This is a genomic window from Blautia sp. AM47-4 (assembly GCF_003479865.1).
Classification (GTDB): Bacteria; Bacillota; Clostridia; order Lachnospirales; family Lachnospiraceae; genus Fusicatenibacter; species Fusicatenibacter saccharivorans.
Map to the genome: position 1 here is coordinate 1 of NZ_QUHY01000022.1, position 21,358 is coordinate 21,358.

The window sequence follows — 21,358 nt, forward strand, 5'->3', positions numbered from 1 at the left end:
CTATATTCATTTATTTATCACCTTTTTCTATATTCATTTATTTATCACCTTTTTCATAATCATATACATATACTATTTCATCTTTATAATCATTTTTACCACCTAATTTTTCATATACATGGCAAGCTCTAGGATTACCTTTATCAGTTATTAAAAACATTTCAGAACAACCAATCTCTTTAGAATATTCCTTAATAAAAGATAATAATTTTGAACCATAACCTTTGTCTTGATAGTTAGGTAACATTCCTATTGAGTGTAAATAAAACATTGTTTTTCCATCAGGTCTTAAAAGTGTATAGCAATATGCAAATCCTATAATTTTATTATTTTCTTTAGCTATAAACCCAAATGAACTGGTATCATTAAGAAATCCTTTTAAATTATCAATATCAAAAACCATATTATCATCAATTAAAACTTCTTCCATAAACTTTTTTTTTCACGCTATCAAAACTCCTTGTCAACTTTCGATTTGTCATAATCATTCTACCATACCGTTATGAATAAATCATCTCTTGCAAAATAATTTCTTCTGCCCGGTTGTGAATGTTATTGCAACGCTGCACCCATTCCATTTGATGGGTACGCTTCAATTCCTCGGTCACACCATCGGCAGCCTTCATCTGCTCCATGATGGTGTCTAACCGTTCCTGTGCCTGTTCGTTCAGGTCTGCAAGATATGTCCATAACTCCCCGGTCAGTGTCAATGTGTTCAATCTGGCTGGGTGGGCTTCTCTTAAATATTCCCGGTGCATCCGTCCGTACTTTCCGATAGGGCGGTGTTCCTCCGGCAGCTTCAAATCTGGGATATAGTAATCTCCGACAAGGATATAATCAATTCCGTTTTCCGTTATTCTTGGTTTCAATTCGCTCATGTTCCTTACCTCCTGTGGAAGCAGGCTCGTCTGGTACTAACTCAATCACATCGGTAATCTCACAATTCAGCGTTTCGCAGATACGGGCCAATGTATCCATGCTGATGTGCTTTCCCTCTTTGCTCATGTTGGCAATCATATTCGTTGTCATACCGGCGGCAAGCCTTAAATCTTCTTTTCTCATATCACGCTCTAACAGTGTATGCCAGAGTGGTTTATAGCTGATGTGCATATTGTTTTCCTGCCTTTTTATCCATACCACCGGGGCGGCTGCCCCGGCAGGAACTTTTCTCTTATTATAACACCAATCTTGTGTAATCACAATTTATTTTTGTATCCTGCCGCTGATACCGTCTGGATTGTGCTTTTCCTTTCTTTTTGTTCCCTTTAATTAGCCATAAACTGTTTCATGCCCTGGCTTTTCGCGCCCGGATTGTCGTTTCCGTAGCCCTCCAAGAGGTTGATAACGCCCCAAATGCCAAGACCTGCTCCGAGAGCGATAACGAGTGTCTGCAAAACGCCTACTGCGCTGTTGAAAAATGCCATAATATAACTCCTTTCTGCCGCTGTGCGGCTGCCCGAAAAAGGGCATAAAAAACGGCGGTCAGTTTTCGATAACTGCCGCGGTCATAAGTCCCCGCGCTGCGTTTGTTGCTGCTGCGCGGCGGTATTCAGTTGTAGGGTGCGGCTTCCTGCCGCGATACGCGCAAGGAGTAGGGGCGCGTACCATGTAGCCCGTGTTTATTATTTTTACTTTAAGCTCCCTCCTTTTCAAAAAGCGGTGTGTAGACAGGCTTAATGCCGTACTGCCGTTCCCGGACAGCTTCGATATACTTGATATAGGAAATACCTGCCTGTCTTGTCCTGCGTTCCTGTTCCCGCTGCATTTCCTCGGCAGCTTCCACAAGCCCGCTGATAGCCCGGATTAGCTGCTGTTTTGCCTTTTTCTTTCTGATACGCTTATTCATTTTCTGTGTCCTCCTGCAAATCTGCTTCGTCAACTTCGTAATAGTCAAATACCTCGTCCGGCTTTACGATTGCAGGACGGCGGCGCAAGTGCTTTTCCATGTCAAAGGCATTTTTCTTGTCAAAGTCGGAAAGGTACTTGTACTTCGGGTGTTTGGTAATATCGTATTTTTCGGAGAAGAACGGACGCACCCCGCGTAGTTGCAAGATACATTTCCCGCCGTCCATGACCGCAATTTCATCTTCGCTCATAAGCTGCTTGCCTAACTTCTGATAGTTCAGCCCGTGGGAAAGCTCCCGTCCTCTTGTTTCGGAAGTGTTGAAGCTGTCAATGGTTTCTTTCCCCAAGATTTCCGACATTTCTTTAAGGGTCGTTTTCTCCTTGCCGCCCAAGAACAGGGTCGTATCATGAGGTAAGCTTCAGCTCATCCTTCGAAAAGGACTTGCATCCACTCCCTCCCAAACCGCACGTACACCTCTCGATGTATACGGCTTTCCGCTTATCATTTGCGGTGTTACGAATGAATTAAATTATGGCATTCGGGGCATACCACGAGTGTTTTCCGTCTCCTTTTTCGCATGAGTAGTACCCACTCTGTATTTCCCTTTAAATCTTTGAGTTTCTTAACTTGGTGTATTACCAGATTTCTACAGTCTTTTTGGCATAATTCACAAGTATGACGTTCCACTCTCTGTTTGAGAGTGTTAGTCTTGGCATATTTTGAAAACTGCGGAAGCTCGCTTACATTATCAAACTTTGTAGCACATTCCTTCCGTTTATAACCATCCCTGTAGAATGTTGTTGTTTTCATTCCCTGCCTTGTTTCATACGCAACTGTAAATAATTCGTTTCTGCAATATCTCCGCTTAATCTCATGAACATTCGTCTTATACTTGCACGCAAATGTTTTATACATGCTGTATTTCATTACATTGGCAAATCTCCCTATTTTAAAGGAGTCATTCGCTATGGAGTAATAATTATATAATCCACGGACTTCTGCATTGTATCTTGCGAGAATTTCAATATCGCTCTGGTTTACCAGTTTTCCCCTATGAAGGGCTACAAATCTCTCTTTTCCGTTTTCGTTGATTTTGATTTTCATTGCTTTGTATTCAATTAACTTACCTACCATTTTTGGCGTGGAACATACAGTTTAACAACTCCTGTCTGACATCTCTGAACCCTTCCGTTAGAAGCCTTCTGTAGCGTCTGCACTCTTGATACCGTAATGTCGTAACCTAGAAATCTTGCTCTGTCTCCAGTGTGCGTAACCTTTGTCTTAGTGTCTGACATTTCTAATTTCAATGCTTTTTGCAGGAATATTTTCACGTCTTTCTTGATAGCTTCTGCGTCTGCTTTGCTACCAATAACCCCGATGATAAAATCATCCGCATATCTCGTATACTGCACCCTTTTATAATTACTGTCGTTATAGACGTAAGGTGTTGTAGATTTTTCAATCATTTCCAGTTCCTTAAGATTTTTGCATCTGATTTTCTTTTCTTCATCAGACAGACTATCCCATATCTCTCTGCCCTTTTTCCTATATCTGTATGCCTTACCGACACTGGACTTATATGCAGTAGAAAAATGTTTCTTCTTGGCTTCTGTATTGAAGTTTTCTGCATAATTTTCCATAAATTTGTCCAATTCATGAAGGTAAATATTTGCCAGCACTGGACTGACTCCCGACCCCTGCGGCACTCCGCTATAGGTTCTGTTGAATGTCCATTGTTCCATATATCCTGCTTTTAGGAATTTCCATATAAGCTGGATAAACGCTTCGTCATCAATCCTCTTTTTCAAGAGGTCGATAACTACATGGTGGTCGAAACTGTCAAAACAAGCGTGTATATCTCCTTCCACAAACCAGTTCGCACCAGTAAAGGTGTTCTGTATCTGTTTCAGTGCTGTCTGACAGCTTCTGTTTGGTCTGAACCCATGTGATTTATTACTGAACACAGGCTCATAAATACTCTCCAAAATCATCTTAACGACTTCCTGCACGAGTTTATCATCCCCTGACTGAATACCCAGAGGACGTTTTTTACTGCTGTTTTTCTTTGCAATATATTCTCTTCTTGCAGGCTTAGGTTGGTAACTTCGGTCTTTTAAGGATAAAATAATCCTCTCAATTCTCTCGTTACCCATGCCATCAATCGTTGTTCCATCAGCTCCGGCAGTCATACTGCCATCATTTGCGTAGATATTTTTATACGCAAGCCAATAAAACTCCGGATTGTACAGATTTCTGTATAATCTCTGAAATCTGTAAGTTTCATTCTTTGACTTTTCCATCAAATTTTTCAATACCTCAGTTGGATTTCTCAATGCCTCTCGCACCTTCCTTCATTTTAGTATTTTCTGATAAGCTGCTCCCCTTCGCCATGTGAACGTCATTAACGTCTCGGACTACTATGGGAGCTGTGTGACCATGCCTGTTACCAGGTTTAGGTCATCCCCAGTTAGTAAATACAGGATTAGCATTCAGTGTTGTCGGCACCGACTTTCGCCATTTATCCGCTGTCTTGCGGTTGCTCTTTCATGAGTATCGCTTGCTTTCATAACTGCGAAATGAAACCAACATGAAAAGCATACGTTTCAATCCTTTTCGTATGCGGGGCACGGGTTCCCCCGCTCTGGCTATCGTTTAGGCAGTTTAGCTTTGTACCTCATACACTGATTTTTATTCTTAAATATTCTGACGCATAGGATTAGCGCCTTTCCTATTTACGTTCCAACTGGAACAACAACATGCTACACTCCCCTTCGGGTTTCCCCTCTCGGATAAGTTGTAGAATAATAGGTTGTGATTTTTCATCACCTGATACTTTTACCTACCGCTTGCTAAAGGCGGTATCCTGTAAGTACCACGTCGCCAATTTATATTGCGCTGGCGACTTCCGGGCGCACGCAGTTGCCGACAATGGTATCGGCGTTGTCCTTGTAGATAGCCTTTAGCTGCGACTGGCTCTGCAAGATGATGGACGCGGAGATTTCGCGGCTCCTTATCGTGGCAATGAGTTTTTCAAACTTCGGTATCTGCCCGATATTTGCAAACTCGTCAAGCAGACAGCGCACATGAACAGGTAGCCGCCCGCCGTACACATCATCTGCCTTGTCACAAAGCAGATTGAAAAGCTGTGTGTAAAGGATTGATACAACAAAGTTAAAGGTGTCGTCGGTGTCGGAGATAATAACAAAAAGCGCGGTCTTTCGGTCGCCTAAGGTGTCAAGCTCCATTTCGTCGGTTTCCATCAGCTCGCGCAGTTCCCGAATGTCAAAGGGGGCAAGACGCGCACCGCAGGAAATGAGGATAGAGCTTCTTGTTTTTCCGGCAGACAGCAAAAACTTCTTGTACTGGCGCACCGCAAAATGTTCCGGGTCTTTTTCCTCCAAGCGTTCAAACATGAGGTCAACGGGGGATTGAAATTCCGGGTCGTCCTCGCGGGCTTCCGACGCATTTATCATTTCAAGCAGCGTCGTAAAGTTTTTCTCATTCTCCGGGGCTTCGTACCAGATGTAGCCGATAAGGGCGCAGTAAAAAAGCCGTTCCGATTTCACCCAAAAATCCTCGCCGGATTTTTCCCCGTCGCCTTTGGTGTTGGCGATAATGGTATTTACCAGTTTCAAAATATCCTTTTCGCTGCGCAGATAGGCGAAGGGATTGTACCGCATGGATTTCTTGAAATTGATGGTGTTTAGCACCTTGATTTTGTACCCGCCCCGCTGCAAGAGCTTTCCACACTCGATTAAAACCGTTCCTTTCGGGTCTGTGACAACATAGCTGCTGTGCATTTGCATTAAGTTGGGCTTTACAAAAAACCTTGTTTTGCCGCTGCCGGAGCCGCCGATGACAAGCACGTTTTTGTTTCTTGCATACTTCGGGTGCTTCGGGCGGCTGCTCATCATCAGCCTTTCGGTCTGCGTCAGCAGCACGTTATTTTCAAACATGGGGTCGATATATGGCTTTATATCCTCGGCATTGCCCCAACGTGCAGAGCCGTACTCCATGCCCTTACGGTATTTCTTTGCGTTCTTGCCTTTCACATAGACCGCAAGCCGGATAACGACAGCCCCGACAATGCCGATAAGCAAATCCATAGGGTTAAAACTCGGCAGGGCATTTGAAAAGGCAGCGGAAAAGCCGCTGCCAATGGAAACCAGCTTGCCGGAGAGGTCAGCCCCCGGCGAGAGCCGCACCGCCTGTCCGACTTTATCAAAGAGATACACAAAGAGCAGATAGGGGGCGTTTAGGATAAGCAGCTTCTTGATATTCGGCTTCATAGCGATACCTCCCTGTCCTTGTATTTTGTCTTTTGACGGTTCGCGTTAAGCTGCTTTGCTGCTTCCCGGAATGTGGCAAGTGCCTTTCGGATAGAGGGCTTTTGCTCCTGTGTCAGCTTCTTTGCGGAAAACTCCTTAAAGGCTGCGGTCAGAGCGTCCGCGTCCCGCCCCTTGAAAAAGACGAGATAACGGGGCGGCGTTTCGGTGCTGTCTTTCTTTAGGGCAAAGTCGATACCGTATTTTTTTGCCGTCTGCTCAAAGGCTTTGATATTGCCCTCGGTTATCTCAATGTTGGATAGCCCCGCGTTCTGCTTCGCAAGCTGCTTTAGGGTCTGCTTCCCGTGGGGCTGTTTTTCCTGCTGCTTTTTTGCCTGTGCAAGCATGGCTTTGATTGCCTTTTGCAGCGTTTCAGCGGTCAGCTTCGCTCCCTTGACAGAGAGCGCAACCACTTTTTCGTTGATTTCATCTTGCAATGTTTACCGTCCTCCTTTCCCGGTAGTAGTGATAGTGTTAAGGTGGTACGCCGCTTTTGGGCGTGAAAAAAGGGCGTCCGTTCTTCACGCCGCCCCGTTAAATCCGCACCCGCAGCCCGTTCAAGTCCTCGGCGCGGATACCTACAAGATACCAGTTGTCCCCGTACTCAATCCGGGTCGGCTTCCATTTGCCGCCTGTGAATACGTCCATGCACTCGCCGCAATGCAAGCCGCCGTAATAGTCGGCAATATCAAAGCGAATATCGTAGCGGTCAGCGGTTTCGTCAAAAATTAAAGCTCCTGTTTTCTGTGCCATGTGGTAAATCCTCCTTTTTTCGTTTACAGGCTTTCGCCCTCGTTGTAGGTGTAGTAGTCCGGGTCGCCGTATTTAGGCTTGCCGGATAATGCGCCGCTTGCCATGTCGTGAGCGACAAGGGAAGTATAGTAGCTGTCAATGGTAGACGGGGCATTGAAAAGCACCGCCTTTAGGTACTGCTTGATGTTGCGGATTTTCGTGGTGTTCTCCTGCATACAGTCAAGCACAAAGCGGATATGTTCGCTGTTCAGCTTCATAAACTTTGACTTCACAAGCTCGGCGGGGTAATCGTCCCCGGCAATACGGATTTTCTTTCTTGCCGTACAGACGGTTTCAAGCATGAGGTCAACAATTTCATTCAGACGGTCGCGGTCAAGGCTTCTGTCCTGTAAGAGAATGTCATAGGCGATATTGTCTTTGATAATTTCCTCATACACTCTGTAAGCGTCGTTCCTTTCCGTTCTTTTCCGTTCCGGCGGCTGTGCCGTTTCGTCCTCGCCATAAGGCAAGGGATTTAGGGAATGGATAGGAATGGAATGGGTACTTGATAAATCCGTATTTGATTTTTCTTTTTTTGGTAAGTTAGTTCTTTGTATATCTTTATTTAATTGCGTTGGATTTTCCAACGTAGGTTTTTCCTGCGTAGGTTTTTCCAACGTTGGATTATCCAATGTTGGATTTTCCAATGTAGGTAAATCCGATACAGGCGGGGTCTGCGGCTGCTCAAAGATTACATAGTCTGTGCCGCGCAAGCGTCCTTTCTCGTCGCGCTCCCTTGAACGGACGATATACCCGGCGCGTTCCAGTTCCTTAACGGCTTCCCGGATAGCGTCGATTTTCTCCCGGTTGATAAAGGACAGCCCCGCAAGGGTATAGTCCCAATCCTCCGGCAAGGACAGCATTTGCGATAACAGCCCTTTTGCCTTTAGGGATAGCTCCTTATTGCGTAAGTGGTGGTTGCTCATAACCGTATAGCCCTTGTTGCGCTCCACTCTGAAAACTGCCATAGCTTCATCACTCCTTTGCTGCATACCTGTTACGCAATAGAAACGCGATTTTGAGGGTTTAGGTATCAATCCCTTATCCGCTGAAAACCGCGCCCGCAAAGCCGCATAAATCAAGGGCTTTTTCCTGCCTACTGCGTAACAAAGGGCATGAAAAAAGCGGCGTTCCTGTTCTTCCTTGTGGGAAGTGAGAAACGCCGCCTGTGCGGTGCGTTATTCTGCTTCTTCGGCTATGAGGTCTTGTATGACTTCGCCAAAGTCTGCCGTAAAGGAAAAAATGAAGTATTCCAAAACGGCGGGGTCTGCGTCCATAGGCTCGGCTTCTTCGGAAAAGGGCAAGCCCATAAGCCCATAGAGCATTTTTATGATTTTGAACAGCTTCCCCCGGTCGGCGGGGGTGTTCATGGTAACAAGTACGTCGGTCAAGCGGTTTACGGTTTCCATGTCGCCGCCTGTCGTTACCCATACCATTTCTGCGAATGACTGCGTGATTGCCCCGGCGACAAGGTTTACCTTATCCTTGCTGATTTCGCCGGACGGGAGTATAATACCCTTGTCTAAAAGTACGTTTTTCATGTCGTCCTCCTATAATCTGTGGTGCCAAAATGGTGCCCGGTCTTACAAAATCATCTTATACGGAGATACGGCAAGATAAATGACGATACGCGGAAAACCTTGATTTTAAGCCATTTTCGCAAGGTTTTATAAACACTTGCGCGGGCTTATAAGAAGATTTCCGTCTATCAAATCAATAAAAAATCTCTGTCAGGAGTCTGAACTTCCGACAGAGATTTTTTTATGGTTTTTATGCCGCCGTATCGCGGGATTCTTTTCGAATGGTGAATGTAAAAATACAGATTACCACACAGCAGATGATCCAGGTCGTCGGTTCGCAGAAGCAGACGGCGCGGTATCCGATCGACGGGACGAGAAACAGGGCGAAGAGTATAAATGCACATCAAAGAGATGATGTCCTGGGTGGAAAGCCATCTGACGGAGCCGCTCACTTTAAAAGAAATCGCCGCAAGCGTTCACCTCTCTCCACGGGAATGTCAGCGGATTTTCAAAGCGTATCTGCACCGGACGCCGATGGAATATCTGCAGTGGAGACGGATTCTCGCAGCGGCAGACAATCTGCGGAACACAAACGAATTTTGCCCTTGTCGTTTTTGGGAACAGATGGTATAATCATTTCATAAATGCAAGACATTTGTGAAAAAATATCATAAAGGAACGAGGATGCAAGATGAAACGACGAGTATTACTGAAATTGAGCGGAGAAGCTCTTGCAGGAGAGAAACACACCGGTTTTGACGAGCCGACCGTCACAAAAGTGGCAAAACAGGTAAAAACTCTGGTAGACCAGGGGATTGAAGTCGGCATCGTAATCGGAGGAGGAAACTTCTGGAGAGGACGCAGTTCCGAAAATATCGACCGTACCAAAGCAGACCAGATCGGTATGCTGGCAACCGTTATGAACTGTATCTATGTATCAGAAATCTTCCGTTCCCAGGGAATGATGACCGCAGTTCTGACTCCATTCCCATGCGGAGAGTTCACAAAAGGATTTTCCAAAGACCGTGCAAACAAATATTTCCAGCACAACATGGTTGTATTCTTTGCCGGCGGTACAGGCCATCCATATTTCTCAACCGATACGGCAACCGTACTTCGCGCGATTGAGATCGAGGCAGACGAGATTCTGCTTGCAAAAGCAGTAGACGGTGTCTACGACAGCGATCCGAAAACAAACCCGGATGCAAAGAAATTTGACGAGATTTCCATTCAGGAAGTCATTGAAAAGGATCTGAAAGTGGTAGATATGACCGCATCCATCCTTTGCAAGGAAAACAAAATGCCGATGCTGGTATTTGGTTTAAATGAAGAGAACAGCATTGTAAATGCTGCAAACGGAAAAATTAACGGCACAAGAGTAACGGTATAATTAATAAAAATTCAGCAGTAAAACACTTGCTGTTTTACTGCGTAAGAAAATGATTCAGGTGTGAGCAGCTCTCCTTTTGCGAAGCAAAACTTTAAATGAGAGCTGCGAATGTCACAGTTCGCAGAACTGTGACCGTATAAGAGATAGCAGGAGGACAAATTTAATATGGCAAATCAGATCGACGAGAGAGTAAAACCGTTTGAGGTAAAAATGGGCAAATCCATTGCAAGCCTCGATTCCGAATTCGGAACCATCCGCGCAGGCCGTGCAAACCCGCACGTACTGGACCGCATTACTGTAGATTACTATGGAACACCGACTCCGCTGCAGCAGGTGGCAAACATCTCTGTTCCGGAAGCACGTATGATCCAGATCCAGCCGTGGGAAGCATCCCTGGTAAAAGAGATCGAGAAAGCGATCATGATGTCTGACCTTGGCATCAACCCGTCCGATGACGGAAGAGTCATCCGTCTGGTATTCCCGGAGCTTACCGAGGACCGTCGTAAAGAGCTGGTAAAAGAGGTAAAGAAAAAAGCAGAGGGCGCAAAGGTAGCCATCCGCAACATCCGCCGCGATGCCAATGATGCGTTCAAGAAACTTGCCAAAGAGGACGTTTCCGAGGACGAAATCAAAGAGCTCGAGGAGCAGACCCAGAAATTAACAGACAAATATATCAAAGAAGTAGATCAGATGGTGGACGTAAAATCCAAAGAAATTATGACCGTGTAATACAAAGAAAACGAGGGGCTGCCTGTCATTTGCAGGCAGCCTGTTATCGTTTACGGAGGAAAAAAGTATGGATAATGAATTAAAAGTGCCGAATCACATCGCCATCATCCTGGACGGAAACGGCAGATGGGCGAAAAAACGCAATATGCCGCGCGGCTACGGCCATATCGTCGGATGCGACAATCTGGAAAAAATGTGTGACGTGATTAAAGACATGGGTGTCAAATATCTGACCGTCTATGCGTTCTCAACCGAGAACTGGAAACGCTCCCGCGCCGAGGTGGAGGGCCTCTTAAAGCTGTTCCGCCAGTATCTGAAACGATGCATCAAAAAAGCACATAAAAATCAGATGCGCGTCAAAATCATCGGAGATCCGAGCGCATTCCCGCAGGATATTCAGGACAGCATTCATGAACTGGAGGAGTGCTCCAAAGATTACGATCACATGTACTTCCAGATCGCAATGAACTACGGTTCCCGCGATGAGATTCTGCGCGGCATGACCCGCATGATCGAGGATGTGAAAAACGGAACTCTCGCAGAGAATGCGTTTGATGAGAACGGAAAACTGACGGAGCAGTGTTTTGAGAGCTACCTCGACACCGCCGGAATCCCGGATCCAGATCTTCTGATCCGTACAAGCGGCGAGCAGCGCCTTTCCAACTACCTGATGTGGCAGCTGGCCTACACGGAATTTTACTTTACCGAGGTTCCGTGGCCGGATTTCCACGAAGAGGAATTGAGAAAAGCCATCGAACAATATAATAACAGAGACCGGCGTTACGGCGGCGTGAAGGAGGAATAAAAAAGATGTTTAAGACAAGACTGTTAAGCGGCATCGTGCTCGTCCTTGTGGCGCTGCTTACGATCTGCAGCGGCGGAACTGTGCTCTATATGACGGTTCTGTGCCTGTCGCTGATCGGTGCAGGAGAGCTGTTCCGCGTGATGAAGGTAAGAGAAGATAAATGGAATCTGTTGGAAATTACGGGCTATGCGGGCGTTGTGATTTTCTATCTGTCCCTGCTGCTTCATGACCCGATGTACCAGATGCTCGCGCTGATCCTGGATCTCGTGCTTCTGATGGCAGTATACGTATTTACTTATCCGAAATACAACGCCAATCAGGTGATGCCGGCGTTCTTTGCGATTGTCTATGTCGGCGTAATGCTTTCCTATGTATATCAGACCCGTATGCTGGACGGCGGAAAATTCCATGTATGGCTGATTTTCCTGTGCTCCTGGGGCTGCGATACGTGTGCATACTGTGTCGGCGTACTCTTTGGAAAACATAAAATGGCGCCGGTTTTAAGCCCGAAAAAATCCGTAGAAGGAGCTGTCGGCGGTGTCGTCGGAGCGATTCTGCTCGGCATCATCTATGCGGCTGCGACAAAGGGCGGCATGGTGGAATACGCCATCATCTGCGGTGTCGGCGCGCTGATCTCCATGGTCGGAGACCTTGCGGCATCCGCAATCAAACGAAATCAGGGCATCAAGGATTACGGAAAGCTGATTCCGGGCCACGGCGGTATTCTTGACCGCTTCGACAGCGTGATCTTTACCGCACCGATCATCTATTTCCTGTCGGTGCTTCTGATTCATTAAAAAAGCTTCCCCTACAGCATAAACGGGAAGCAGATGGGAGAAACTGGAATATGAAGAAAATAGCAATTCTTGGTTCAACCGGTTCGATCGGAACCCAGACCCTCGATGTCGTGCGTGCCAACGGCGATCTTGAGGTGGTCGGCATCAGCGCCGGAAGTAATATTACACTGCTCGAGCAGCAGATCCGGGAATTTCATCCGAAGTTTGCGGCAGTCGGCGATGAGGCGAAAGCGGCAGAACTCCGTGACAGAGTGAAGGATCTTCCTGTAAAAATCGGCAGCGGCATGGACGGCATGATCGAGCTTGCCACGATGCCGGAGAGCGAAATCCTTGTGACAGCGATCGTCGGCATGATCGGCATCCGCCCGACGGTTGCGGCGATGAAGGCAGGAAAAGACATTGCACTGGCAAACAAAGAGACACTGGTAACGGCGGGACACATTATTATGCCGCTGGCAGAGGAATGCGGTGTGCAGATCCTTCCGGTGGACAGTGAGCACTCGGCGATTTTTCAGTGTCTGCACGGGGAAAACAGAAAAGAAATTGAAAAACTTCTGATTACTGCATCCGGCGGTCCGTTCCGCGGAAAAACAAGAGCGGAGCTCGAAAACGTAACGGTAGAGCAGGCGCTCCGTCATCCGAACTGGTCGATGGGGCACAAGATCACGATTGATTCCGCGACACTCGTTAACAAAGGACTGGAAGTCATGGAAGCAAAATGGCTGTTCGGTGTTGATCTCGACCACATCCAGGTTGTGGTACAGCCAAAGAGCATTATCCATTCCATGGTAGAATTTAAAGACGGCGCTGTCATGGCACAGCTTGGCACACCGGATATGAAACTGCCGATCCAGTACGCACTGTATTACCCGGAGCGCCGCTTCCTTGCAGGCGACCGCCTCGACTTTGCGGCGCTGACACAGATCACGTTTGAAAAACCGGATATGGATACCTTCCTCGGCCTTCCGATGGCAATGCAGGCGTCCCGGACGGGCGGCTCCATGCCGACGGTCTTCAATGCGGCAAATGAACGCGCCGTTGCACTGTTCCTCGCGAAGAAGATCCGTTTCCTCGAGATTTACGACGTGATCGCCGGTGCAATGGAAGCACACAAAACGATTGCCGATCCGACGCTGGAGCAGATTCTCGCGGCGGAGCAGGAGACGTATGAATGGATTGCGAACAGATATAAGATGGGAGAATAAGACAGCATGATTGTAAAAATCCTGATAGCCGTACTCATTTTCGGAATCACCGTCATTATCCATGAGCTGGGGCATTTTCTTTTGGCGAAAGCGAATGGTATTACCGTGACGGAATTTTCGATCGGCTTTGGCCCGACGGTGGTAAAGACAGAAAAAGGAGGAACGGTCTATTCCTTAAAACTTCTGCCTTTCGGCGGTGCGTGCCAGATGCTCGGCGAGGACGGTGAAGAGGAGGGGGAAGGAACCTTTAACAGCAAATCCGTGTGGGCAAGAATTTCCGTCGTTGCGGCGGGACCGGTGTTCAACATGATTCTGGCATTTTTCTGCGCAATCTTTGTGATCAGTTACGCGGGAAGTTCCCCGGCGCGCGTCACAGAAGTGGCAGACGGTTCGCCGGAGGCAGAGGCAGGCCTGGAAGCGGGAGATATCATCACTTCCTATGAAGGAAGACATATTTCCATCGGAAAAGAGCTGAACTCTGTGATGACGGTACGGGGTGTGCCGACGGATGAGATTACGCTGGAGGTTAAAAAGGCCGACGGGGAAAAGAAAACGATCACATATGAACCGACGGTGACAACGCGGTATATGATGGGCTTTAACTACGATGACTGTGACCGCGGCATGGAATTCACGTATGTGCAGCAGAATATGCCGCTTGCCGCTGCGGGTGTTGTCGCGGGCGACCTGCTCGTATCGATCAACGGAGCGCCGATCACCTGTGTGGCAGATTTTACTGCTTACCAGACAGAGCATCCTTTCGATGGAAGCGCTGTGACGCTGGAGTATGAGCACAGCGGAAAGACGAAAGAGATTACGGTGACACCGGTTGAAAATACGTATGCGAATGTACAGTTTTCGTATCAGCTCCGGGAGAAACAGTCCCCGATCGGCGTGCTGAAATACAGCGTGCTGGAGATCAAATACTGGGTGCGCACCGTCATTGACAGCGTCAGTATGCTGATCACCGGACAGTATTCTGTGAACGATCTTTCCGGCCCGGTCGGCGTGGTGGATGCGATCGGAACCGCCTATGATGATGTAAAATCGCAGGGCGTTCTGGTTACGGTGATGACGATGCTGAACATGGTGATTCTGCTGTCATCAAACCTTGGCGTCATGAACCTGCTGCCGCTCCCGGCACTCGACGGCGGACGGCTTGTCTTTCTGATCATAGAAGCCATCCGCAGAAAACCAATCCGGCGAGACCTGGAGGGTATGGTTCACTTCGCGGGCCTGGTGCTTCTGATGGCGTTGATGGTCTACGTCATGATCCACGACGTCCAGCGGATCCTGTAAATCGAAAAATGAAAAGCAACAAAGCCTCATATTCTGCATACCATAAAAGGAGTGCAGGATATGGGGCTTTTTTATGAAAAATTTGCGTATGCAGCAGGAAATGACTGACCGCGGGCGGCTGGAAATCCGGGTAAATACAAGAATCCAGGCGCGGCCTGTTTCCGGGGCGCGGGTGACGGTTTCGTATACGGGAGATCCGCAGAATGTGATCGAGGAGCTGATTACCGACGGGGACGGCAGAACGGAGACGCTGGATCTGGCGACGCCGCCGCTCGAGTACAGTCTGGAACCGAATGTGAATCAGCCGTATTCCGAATATACGGTGAAAGTGGAGGCGGAAGGGTATGAACTGGTTGAAGTGACGGGCTCCGAGCTTCTTTCAGGAGAACAGTCCGTCCAGCAGGTGGACCTCAAACTGGCAGAGGGCGCAGCGTTTGCGGATGTGACGATCCCGGACCATACGTTGTTCGGCGAATATCCGGCGAAAATTCCGGAAAGTGAGATCAAGCCGACGAGGGAGAGCGGTGAGATTGTGCTGTCCCGTGTCGTGATCCCGGAGTATATCATCGTCCACGACGGAGCGCCGACCGACAGCACGGCACGCGACTATTATGTGCGGTACCGCGACTACATCAAAAACGTGGCGTGCTCGGAAATCTATGCAACATGGCCGGATGCGGCGATCCGGGCGAATATCCTCGCAATCATGTCATTTACGCTGAACCGTGTCTATACAGAATGGTACCGCAACAAGGGATACGATTTTACGATCACTTCGTCGACGGCCTACGATCACAAATGGATTTACGGCAGGAATATTTTCGACAGCATTTCCCTTGTGGTCGATGAGATTTTTGCTGATTACCTGTCGCGCCCGAATGTGAAACAGCCGATTCTGACGCAGTACTGTGACGGAAACCGTGTGAGCTGCCCGAACTGGATGAGCCAGTGGGGGTCCAAAAACCTGGCGGACCAAGGGTATTCAACGATTCAGATTCTCCGCAATTATTATGGAGACAATATGTATATCAACACGGCGGAGGAGATTTCCGGCATCCCGTCCTCCTGGCCGGGGTATGACCTCACCATCGGCTCGTCCGGGAACAAGGTACTGCAGATGCAGGAGCAGCTGAACGTGATTGCGGAGGTGTATTCATCGATTCCGACGGTCTATGAAAATGGCTATTTCGATGAAGAGACGCAGGACGCCGTCGAAGCGTTCCAGCGGCTGTTCGGCCTGCCGGTTTCCGGCATTGTGGATTATCCGACATGGTACAAAATTCAGTCGATTTATGTGGCTGTGACGAGGATTGCGGAGCTGCAGTAGGTATACAAAAGTCTTTATAAGGGGCGTGTTTTCTGCGAAAAAACGCGGAAAATGCGCCCTTTCTGCGGCTTTTGAAACGGATCAGAAAAATTTTAAAACTGTCAAGAAAAAATACTTGACACCCTGCGCCTTTTCGTGTATGATAACCAAGGTGATCGCAATGGAAAAAATATTGGAACAGACATTACTGTATGATTTTTACGGCGAACTTCTGACTGAACATCAGCGTCAGGTATATGAGGACGTGGTGCTCAACGATTTTTCCCTGAGCGAGGTTGCGGCAGCGCGGGGCATTTCCCGCCAGGGAGTTCACGATCTGGTCAGACGCTGCAACAAGACACTGGAAGAGTATGAAGAAAAGCTTCATCTGGTACAACGCTTTGTGCAGATCCGGGAGAATGTAAACGAGATCCGAAAGCTGACAGACCCATCCGGTGATACCCCGAAAGAAGATGTGATGCAGCGGATTGCAGCAATTGCATCGGATATATTAGAGGAGCTTTGAGCATGGCATTTGAAAGTTTAACCGAGAAACTCCAGAATGTTTTCAAAAATCTCAGAAGCAAGGGCCGCCTGACCGAGGCGGATGTAAAGACTGCGCTGAAGGAAGTAAAAATGGCACTTCTCGAGGCGGATGTCAGCTTCAAAGTAGTAAAACAGTTTATCAAATCCGTACAGGAGCAGGCAGTCGGACAGGACGTCATGAACGGACTGAATCCGGGTCAGATGGTCATTAAAATCGTAAATGACGAGCTGGTCAAGCTGATGGGTTCCGAGACAACGGAAATCGCACTGCGCCCGGCGAGTGAAGTTACCATTATTATGATGGCAGGTCTTCAGGGAGCCGGTAAAACAACCACAACCGCAAAAATTGCAGGAAAGTTAAAAGCCAAGGGAAGAAAACCTCTCCTTGCCGCCTGTGACGTCTATCGCCCGGCAGCGATCAAACAGCTGCAGGTCAACGGAGAAAAGCAGGGTGTGGAAGTGTTCGCTATGGGAGATAAAAACCGTCCGGTGGATATCGCAAAGGCAGCGCTGGTGCATGCAAAGACAAACGGCTTTAACGTATTGATTCTGGATACGGCAGGCCGTCTGCACATCGACGAAGAGATGATGCAGGAATTACAGGATATCAAAGCGGCTGTTCCTGTGGATCAGGCCCTTTTGGTAGTAGATGCTATGACCGGACAGGACGCAGTCAATGTGGCCGAGATGTTCAGCAATAAAGTCGGCATCGACGGTGTAGTACTTACAAAATTAGATGGTGACACCAGAGGCGGTGCGGCACTTTCAATCCGTGCAGTTTCCGGCAAACCAATTCTCTATGTCGGCATGGGCGAAAAGCTTTCGGATCTGGAGCAGTTTTATCCGGACCGTATGGCGTCCCGTATCCTCGGCATGGGCGATGTGATGAGCCTGATTGAAAAAGCGCAGGCAAACATCGACGAAGAAAAAGCAAAAGCCATGGAACAGAAGATGAAGAAGGCGCAGTTCGACTTCAACGATTATCTGGATTCCATGGAGCAGATGCGCAATATGGGCGGCATCTCCAGCATCCTGAATATGCTTCCGGGCGTCGGCGCGAAAATGAAGGGCCAGGATCTTGAGAGCATGGTGGATGAAAAAGACATGGCAAGAAAGGAAGCTATTGTACTTTCTATGACGCCAAAGGAAAGAGAAAACCCGGATCTCATCAATCCGTCGAGAAAGCAGAGAATTGCAAAAGGCGCCGGTGTTGACATCGCGGAGGTAAACCGTTTCATCAAACAGTTTGAACAGTCAAGAAAAATGATGAAACAGATGACCGGAATGGTCGGTAAGGGTGGTAAAAGAGGAGGATTCAAACTTCCCTTTTAGCATAAAAGAAAAAATATAAATAAATACATGAATTTACAATGGAGGTAAAGAAAAATGGCAGTAAAAATGAGATTAAGAAGAATGGGACAGAAGAAAGCTCCTTTTTATAGAATCGTTGTAGCAGATTCCAGATCCCCAAGAGACGGACGTTTCATCGAGGAGATCGGAACTTACGATCCGAACCGCGAGCCGAGCGCAATCAGCTTCAACGAGGAGGCTGCTAAAAAATGGCTGGCTAACGGCGCACAGCCGACCGAAATCGTTGCCAAACTCTTAAAACAGGCTGGTATCGAGAAATAATTCATACGGGGGTATCTTGTAATGAAAGAACTTATCGAAGTAATTGCAAAATCTCTGGTTGATCATCCATCTGAGGTAGTTGTGACAGAAACCGTCAGCGGTGATGACCTTCTGCTGGAACTCAAAGTAGATCCGTCAGATATGGGAAAAGTCATCGGACGTCAGGGACGCATTGCGAAAGCAATCCGTACGGTTGTAAAAGCAGCTTCCTCAAAGAGCGACAGAAAAGTTGTCGTAGAAATTTTACAGTAAGTAAAAGATAGGAAAAGGAACCGACAGTTGTTGCCGGTTCCTTTCTTTACGCGGGCAACGAGACAAAGTCCGTGCTTGCACGGGACCTTGGCGACTGCCGCGATAACTTGAGAAACTCGCAAAGCGTGTTTCTCAAGTCGCAATACACAGTAGAACTGGTTGGAAAGGGTTTTTGAATGGAAGAATATTTGCAGATTGGCGTAATTACCACAACCCACGGCGTACGCGGTGAGGTAAAGGTATACCCGACGACAGATCCGGAGCGTTTTCTTTCTCTGGACCGCGTTTTTCTCGATACAGGAAAAGAAAAAAAAGAACTCCATGTAACTGGCGTGCGTTTTTTCAAACAGCTTGCCATTGTAAAATTCAAAGGAATTGACAACATCAACGATATCGAACGGTATAAAGGCTGCAGCCTCTATGTGACGAGAGAGGATGCCATTCCGCTGGAAGAGGACGAATACTATATCGCAGACCTGCAGGGAATGCAGATGTACACCGAGGACGGCGAACTGTTCGGCACGCTCCGCGATGTGATGGAGACCGGTGCGAACGACGTCTATATTGTAGATTCGAAAGAGCACGGAGAGGTTCTGATTCCGGCGATCCATGACTGCATTCTGGATGTGGACCTGGATGAACAGAAGATGACGATTCACCTTCTTCCGGGCCTGATTGACTGATAAAGAGAGTAAAGAACGATGAAATATCATATTCTGACGCTGTTTCCGGAGATGATCGAGCAGGGGCTGCACACCAGCATCCTCGGAAGAGCCATCAACAACGGCTATATTTCCCTCGAGACGACGAATATCCGGGATTTTTCAGCAAATAAATTCAACCGCGTGGACGATTACCCGTACGGCGGCGGTGCGGGCATGGTCATGGAGGCGGAGCCGGTGTTCCGCGCCTACCAGTCGGTAGCCGAAAAGATCGGGAAAAAGCCGCGCACGGTCTATCTGACACCGCAGGGAAAAGTACTGAACCAGACGATGGTGGAAGAGCTGGCGCTTGAGGACGATCTTGTGCTGCTCTGTGGCCACTATGAGGGCATCGATGACCGCGTACTGCAGGAAGTGGTAACGGACTATATCTCGATCGGGGATTATGTTTTAACAGGCGGAGAACTCGGTGCAATGGTGCTGGTGGATGCGGTATCGCGGTTTGTGCCGGGTGTCTTAAGCAACGAGGAATCTTCGCAGTTTGAGTCACTGCAGGACAACTTGCTTGAGTATCCGCATTACACAAGACCGGAGACATGGCACGAGAAAAAAGTTCCGGAAGTGTTGCTTTCCGGTGACCACAAAAAGATCGAAGCATGGCGCCATGAGGCCTCTCTGGTGCGGACAGCCGAGCGGCGGCCGGACCTTCTGGAAAATGCATTCCAGATTTCCTGCGCATGCAATGAAAAAGAGGAATCGTCTGCCTGGGCGCACGATCTTTTGGCAGGCATGACACGCTATGGTGTAAGCCTTGATCTCGGACGAAAGAAGATCCGGAAACAGAAAAATCTGTTTGATGACCATGATCTGCTGATTCTGCAGCTTCCAGGAACGCTTGAGGAGGGTATGAAAGCAAAGAGCGAGTATATCCGCAGCTTTGCCGGAAAAGAAACACCGCTGGTGTTTTTGTGCCCGGACGGATTCTCGGAAGAGGAAGAAAAACTCGAAGAGCAGCTGGAAAAAAACGGTTTCCGTCTGGTCGCACGGCTTACCGGCATACCGTCCGCGGACGGCCTGCAGCGGTTTTCTTTCGCGCTTCGCAGTCTGCTGTACAGCGGCGAATGGAAAGTGAAAAAAATACTTGCATCTGCGGATGCATTATAGTATAATGTATTTTGTTGTGAGTAAAGAGATGGTCCGCTGTTGCAAAAAGGCATTAAGAACATCCAGGGTAAAAAAAGGAGATAAAGAAATGAACGACATTATTAAGAAAATCGAAGATGCACAGTTAAAAGCAGAAGCACCGGAGTTCCGCGTTGGTGATACCGTTAAAGTTTACGGTAAAATCAAAGAGGGTAACCGCGAGCGTATCCAGGTATTCGAAGGCGTTGTCCTGAAAAGACAGGGCGGCGGAAGCAAAGAGACCTTCACTGTTCGTAAGAGCTCTAATGGCGTAGGCGTTGAGAAAACATGGCCGGTACACTCTCCGAATGTTGAGAAAGTAGAAGTTATCAGACGTGGTAAAGTAAGACGTGCGAAACTGAACTACTTAAGAGACCGTGTTGGTAAAGCAGCGAAAGTGAAAGAGCTGGTAAAATAATAAGTCGTTAAAAGGATGGCCGGAGGAACATAAGCAATTGTGTTTCTCCGGTTTTGTCTTACGGAGAATTACACTATGGGTATGAATACCAGATATGTAAAGGAATATTTCTACAAGAAAAAGATCCGTTCCACGTTTGTATGGATTCTGGAAATTATTGCGGCGATTCTTCTTGCCGCGGCATTTTCCTGGTTTTTCTGCAGAAGTGTCGTGGTGCAGGAGGGTTCGATGGAGCCGACTCTCGTGCCGGGGGAGCGTGTGCTGATGGACTCCGCCTGGTACCGCTTAAGTTCTCCGAAACGCGGGGATATCATCGCGTTCCGGACGAGTGAGGACAAGAAGGCGAGCATCCACATCAAGCGTGTGATTGCGCTGCCGGGCGAGACGGTACAGATCAGGGACGGACAGATCCTCATCAACGGGGAAGTCTATAATGAAAAAGATGAATTTCCGGCCATCACAAACGCGGGACTTGCCTCCGAGCCGATCACGGTCGGGAAGGGACAGTACTTTGTACTCGGCGACAACCGGAACAACAGCGAGGACAGCCGCCACAACGGCATGGGACTCGTGGATTCGGACCGCATTGTCGGAAAGCTCTGGTTTACGATTTCGCCGTGGAAGAAAATCGGTTTCGTGTAAACGCAGCATA

General features: G+C 48.0%; 25 protein-coding genes and 3 pseudogenes. 16 read left to right on the forward strand and 12 right to left on the reverse strand.

Annotated features, from left to right (window positions below):
* Positions 1-37 precede the first annotated feature (37 nt).
* The 12 genes and pseudogenes from DW965_RS13545 to DW965_RS13600 form a co-directional block, all read right to left on the reverse strand.
* Complete coding sequence (locus DW965_RS13545) at positions 38-430, reverse strand: GNAT family N-acetyltransferase (RefSeq protein ID WP_000393259.1); 393 nt, start codon at positions 428-430, stop codon at positions 38-40.
* Positions 431-500: 70 nt separating this feature from the next.
* On the reverse strand, positions 501-878 hold the full coding sequence (locus DW965_RS13550) for a TnpV protein (protein ID WP_003533403.1): 378 nt from the start codon (positions 876-878) through the stop codon (positions 501-503).
* Positions 838-1,110: a helix-turn-helix domain-containing protein gene (locus DW965_RS13555; RefSeq protein ID WP_002593556.1), complete on the reverse strand. Its 273-nt coding sequence runs from the start codon at positions 1,108-1,110 to the stop codon at positions 838-840. The genes DW965_RS13550 and DW965_RS13555 overlap by 41 nt, the downstream gene beginning before the upstream one ends.
* Before the next feature lie 155 nt (positions 1,111-1,265).
* Entirely contained in the window at positions 1,266-1,424 is a 159-nt protein-coding gene (locus DW965_RS13560; RefSeq protein WP_116705496.1) for a Maff2 family mobile element protein, read from the reverse strand.
* Positions 1,425-1,633: 209 nt separating this feature from the next.
* Positions 1,634-1,846 carry a condensin complex subunit 2 gene (locus DW965_RS13565; protein WP_117524149.1) on the reverse strand — a complete coding sequence of 71 codons (213 nt, stop codon included), beginning with the start codon at positions 1,844-1,846 and terminating at the stop codon, positions 1,634-1,636.
* Positions 1,839-2,252 (reverse strand): annotated as a pseudogene (locus DW965_RS13570) (TraM recognition domain-containing protein); the annotation flags it as partial. The pseudogene DW965_RS13570 and the gene DW965_RS13565, both read right to left, overlap by 8 nt.
* A 107-nt stretch (positions 2,253-2,359) precedes the next feature.
* Positions 2,360-4,179, reverse strand: a pseudogene (locus tag DW965_RS13575) (reverse transcriptase domain-containing protein).
* A 582-nt stretch (positions 4,180-4,761) separates the two neighbouring features.
* A pseudogene (locus tag DW965_RS13580) lies at positions 4,762-6,135 on the reverse strand (VirD4-like conjugal transfer protein, CD1115 family); the annotation flags it as partial.
* Positions 6,132-6,608: a PcfB family protein gene (locus tag DW965_RS13585; protein ID WP_005928540.1), complete on the reverse strand. Its 477-nt coding sequence runs from the start codon at positions 6,606-6,608 to the stop codon at positions 6,132-6,134. The pseudogene DW965_RS13580 and the gene DW965_RS13585, both read right to left, overlap by 4 nt.
* Positions 6,609-6,705: 97 nt before the next feature.
* Entirely contained in the window at positions 6,706-6,924 is a 219-nt protein-coding gene (locus DW965_RS13590; protein ID WP_005422968.1) for a DUF5348 domain-containing protein, read from the reverse strand.
* A gap of 23 nt (positions 6,925-6,947) precedes the next feature.
* Positions 6,948-7,931 carry a DUF6017 domain-containing protein gene (locus tag DW965_RS13595; protein ID WP_117524151.1) on the reverse strand — a complete coding sequence of 328 codons (984 nt, stop codon included), beginning with the start codon at positions 7,929-7,931 and terminating at the stop codon, positions 6,948-6,950.
* 210 nt (positions 7,932-8,141) lie between these two features.
* Positions 8,142-8,504, reverse strand: coding sequence for a hypothetical protein (locus DW965_RS13600; RefSeq protein ID WP_117524153.1), 363 nt, complete (start codon positions 8,502-8,504; stop codon positions 8,142-8,144).
* Between the two features lie 375 nt (positions 8,505-8,879).
* Between DW965_RS13600 and DW965_RS13605 the strand changes: the two genes are divergently transcribed.
* The 16 genes from DW965_RS13605 to lepB all read left to right on the forward strand — a co-directional run bounded on the left by DW965_RS13605 (position 8,880) and on the right by lepB (position 21,348).
* Positions 8,880-9,116, forward strand: a complete 237-nt coding sequence (locus DW965_RS13605) for a helix-turn-helix domain-containing protein (protein WP_117760370.1) — start codon at positions 8,880-8,882, stop codon at positions 9,114-9,116.
* A gap of 58 nt (positions 9,117-9,174) precedes the next feature.
* Positions 9,175-9,873, forward strand: coding sequence for a UMP kinase (gene pyrH, locus DW965_RS13610; protein WP_022461497.1), 699 nt, complete (start codon positions 9,175-9,177; stop codon positions 9,871-9,873).
* A gap of 210 nt (positions 9,874-10,083) precedes the next feature.
* Complete coding sequence (gene frr, locus DW965_RS13615) at positions 10,084-10,602, forward strand: ribosome recycling factor (RefSeq protein WP_373141022.1); 519 nt, start codon at positions 10,084-10,086, stop codon at positions 10,600-10,602.
* A gap of 67 nt (positions 10,603-10,669) precedes the next feature.
* Positions 10,670-11,407, forward strand: a complete 738-nt coding sequence (uppS, locus tag DW965_RS13620; protein WP_022461499.1) for a polyprenyl diphosphate synthase — start codon at positions 10,670-10,672, stop codon at positions 11,405-11,407.
* Between the two features lie 5 nt (positions 11,408-11,412).
* Positions 11,413-12,204, forward strand: a complete 792-nt coding sequence (locus DW965_RS13625; protein ID WP_022461500.1) for a phosphatidate cytidylyltransferase — start codon at positions 11,413-11,415, stop codon at positions 12,202-12,204.
* Positions 12,205-12,254: 50 nt separating this feature from the next.
* A complete protein-coding gene (locus DW965_RS13630; protein WP_055266585.1) occupies positions 12,255-13,409 on the forward strand; it encodes a 1-deoxy-D-xylulose-5-phosphate reductoisomerase in 1,155 nt (384 codons plus the stop codon).
* 6 nt (positions 13,410-13,415) lie between these two features.
* The gene (rseP, locus tag DW965_RS13635) at positions 13,416-14,708 is read left to right on the forward strand and encodes an RIP metalloprotease RseP (protein ID WP_022461502.1); all 1,293 of its coding nucleotides are present in this window, start codon (positions 13,416-13,418) and stop codon (positions 14,706-14,708) included.
* Positions 14,709-14,781: 73 nt separating this feature from the next.
* Entirely contained in the window at positions 14,782-16,035 is a 1,254-nt protein-coding gene (locus DW965_RS13640) for a peptidoglycan-binding protein (protein WP_117509058.1), read from the forward strand.
* 160 nt (positions 16,036-16,195) lie between these two features.
* Positions 16,196-16,540 (forward strand): YlxM family DNA-binding protein, encoded by a 345-nt coding sequence (gene ylxM, locus DW965_RS13645; RefSeq protein WP_330377042.1) that lies wholly within the window; start codon positions 16,196-16,198, stop codon positions 16,538-16,540.
* Positions 16,541-16,542: 2 nt separating this feature from the next.
* Positions 16,543-17,892 carry a signal recognition particle protein gene (ffh, locus tag DW965_RS13650; protein ID WP_118600598.1) on the forward strand — a complete coding sequence of 450 codons (1,350 nt, stop codon included), beginning with the start codon at positions 16,543-16,545 and terminating at the stop codon, positions 17,890-17,892.
* Positions 17,893-17,946: 54 nt separating this feature from the next.
* Entirely contained in the window at positions 17,947-18,192 is a 246-nt protein-coding gene (rpsP, locus tag DW965_RS13655) for a 30S ribosomal protein S16 (RefSeq protein ID WP_022461506.1), read from the forward strand.
* A gap of 21 nt (positions 18,193-18,213) precedes the next feature.
* On the forward strand, positions 18,214-18,444 hold the full coding sequence (locus tag DW965_RS13660) for a KH domain-containing protein (RefSeq protein WP_022461507.1): 231 nt from the start codon (positions 18,214-18,216) through the stop codon (positions 18,442-18,444).
* 176 nt (positions 18,445-18,620) lie between these two features.
* Positions 18,621-19,127 (forward strand): ribosome maturation factor RimM, encoded by a 507-nt coding sequence (gene rimM, locus DW965_RS13665; RefSeq protein WP_022461508.1) that lies wholly within the window; start codon positions 18,621-18,623, stop codon positions 19,125-19,127.
* An 18-nt stretch (positions 19,128-19,145) separates the two neighbouring features.
* The gene (gene trmD / locus DW965_RS13670) at positions 19,146-20,270 is read left to right on the forward strand and encodes a tRNA (guanosine(37)-N1)-methyltransferase TrmD (protein ID WP_117760368.1); all 1,125 of its coding nucleotides are present in this window, start codon (positions 19,146-19,148) and stop codon (positions 20,268-20,270) included.
* A gap of 88 nt (positions 20,271-20,358) precedes the next feature.
* Positions 20,359-20,706, forward strand: a complete 348-nt coding sequence (gene rplS / locus DW965_RS13675; RefSeq protein ID WP_022461510.1) for a 50S ribosomal protein L19 — start codon at positions 20,359-20,361, stop codon at positions 20,704-20,706.
* Between the two features lie 81 nt (positions 20,707-20,787).
* Positions 20,788-21,348 carry a signal peptidase I gene (lepB, locus tag DW965_RS13680; RefSeq protein ID WP_243001822.1) on the forward strand — a complete coding sequence of 187 codons (561 nt, stop codon included), beginning with the start codon at positions 20,788-20,790 and terminating at the stop codon, positions 21,346-21,348.
* Positions 21,349-21,358: the final 10 nt, after the last annotated feature.

Excerpts from the sequence above, each read along its gene's own strand:
- DW965_RS13600 (WP_117524153.1), bottom strand. The coding sequence starts at position 8,504 with ATGAAAAACGTACTTTTAGACAAGGGTATTATACTCCCGTCCGGCGAA.
- frr (WP_373141022.1), top strand. The coding sequence starts at position 10,084 with ATGGGCAAATCCATTGCAAGCCTCGATTCCGAATTCGGAACCATCCGC.
- rplS (WP_022461510.1), top strand. The coding sequence starts at position 20,359 with ATGAACGACATTATTAAGAAAATCGAAGATGCACAGTTAAAAGCAGAA.
- DW965_RS13640 (WP_117509058.1), top strand. The coding sequence starts at position 14,782 with ATGAAAAATTTGCGTATGCAGCAGGAAATGACTGACCGCGGGCGGCTG.
- DW965_RS13555 (WP_002593556.1), bottom strand. The coding sequence starts at position 1,110 with ATGCACATCAGCTATAAACCACTCTGGCATACACTGTTAGAGCGTGAT.
- DW965_RS13630 (WP_055266585.1), top strand. The coding sequence starts at position 12,255 with ATGAAGAAAATAGCAATTCTTGGTTCAACCGGTTCGATCGGAACCCAG.
- trmD (WP_117760368.1), top strand. The coding sequence starts at position 19,146 with ATGAAATATCATATTCTGACGCTGTTTCCGGAGATGATCGAGCAGGGG.
- rimM (WP_022461508.1), top strand. The coding sequence starts at position 18,621 with ATGGAAGAATATTTGCAGATTGGCGTAATTACCACAACCCACGGCGTA.
- lepB (WP_243001822.1), top strand. The coding sequence starts at position 20,788 with ATGAATACCAGATATGTAAAGGAATATTTCTACAAGAAAAAGATCCGT.
- DW965_RS13625 (WP_022461500.1), top strand. The coding sequence starts at position 11,413 with ATGTTTAAGACAAGACTGTTAAGCGGCATCGTGCTCGTCCTTGTGGCG.
- DW965_RS13545 (WP_000393259.1), bottom strand. The coding sequence starts at position 430 with ATGGAAGAAGTTTTAATTGATGATAATATGGTTTTTGATATTGATAAT.
- ylxM (WP_330377042.1), top strand. The coding sequence starts at position 16,196 with ATGGAAAAAATATTGGAACAGACATTACTGTATGATTTTTACGGCGAA.
- uppS (WP_022461499.1), top strand. The coding sequence starts at position 10,670 with ATGGATAATGAATTAAAAGTGCCGAATCACATCGCCATCATCCTGGAC.
- DW965_RS13550 (WP_003533403.1), bottom strand. The coding sequence starts at position 878 with ATGAGCGAATTGAAACCAAGAATAACGGAAAACGGAATTGATTATATC.
- DW965_RS13560 (WP_116705496.1), bottom strand. The coding sequence starts at position 1,424 with ATGGCATTTTTCAACAGCGCAGTAGGCGTTTTGCAGACACTCGTTATC.
- DW965_RS13590 (WP_005422968.1), bottom strand. The coding sequence starts at position 6,924 with ATGGCACAGAAAACAGGAGCTTTAATTTTTGACGAAACCGCTGACCGC.
- rpsP (WP_022461506.1), top strand. The coding sequence starts at position 17,947 with ATGGCAGTAAAAATGAGATTAAGAAGAATGGGACAGAAGAAAGCTCCT.
- DW965_RS13565 (WP_117524149.1), bottom strand. The coding sequence starts at position 1,846 with ATGAATAAGCGTATCAGAAAGAAAAAGGCAAAACAGCAGCTAATCCGG.
- DW965_RS13605 (WP_117760370.1), top strand. The coding sequence starts at position 8,880 with ATGCACATCAAAGAGATGATGTCCTGGGTGGAAAGCCATCTGACGGAG.
- pyrH (WP_022461497.1), top strand. The coding sequence starts at position 9,175 with ATGAAACGACGAGTATTACTGAAATTGAGCGGAGAAGCTCTTGCAGGA.
- ffh (WP_118600598.1), top strand. The coding sequence starts at position 16,543 with ATGGCATTTGAAAGTTTAACCGAGAAACTCCAGAATGTTTTCAAAAAT.
- DW965_RS13660 (WP_022461507.1), top strand. The coding sequence starts at position 18,214 with ATGAAAGAACTTATCGAAGTAATTGCAAAATCTCTGGTTGATCATCCA.
- DW965_RS13595 (WP_117524151.1), bottom strand. The coding sequence starts at position 7,931 with ATGGCAGTTTTCAGAGTGGAGCGCAACAAGGGCTATACGGTTATGAGC.
- rseP (WP_022461502.1), top strand. The coding sequence starts at position 13,416 with ATGATTGTAAAAATCCTGATAGCCGTACTCATTTTCGGAATCACCGTC.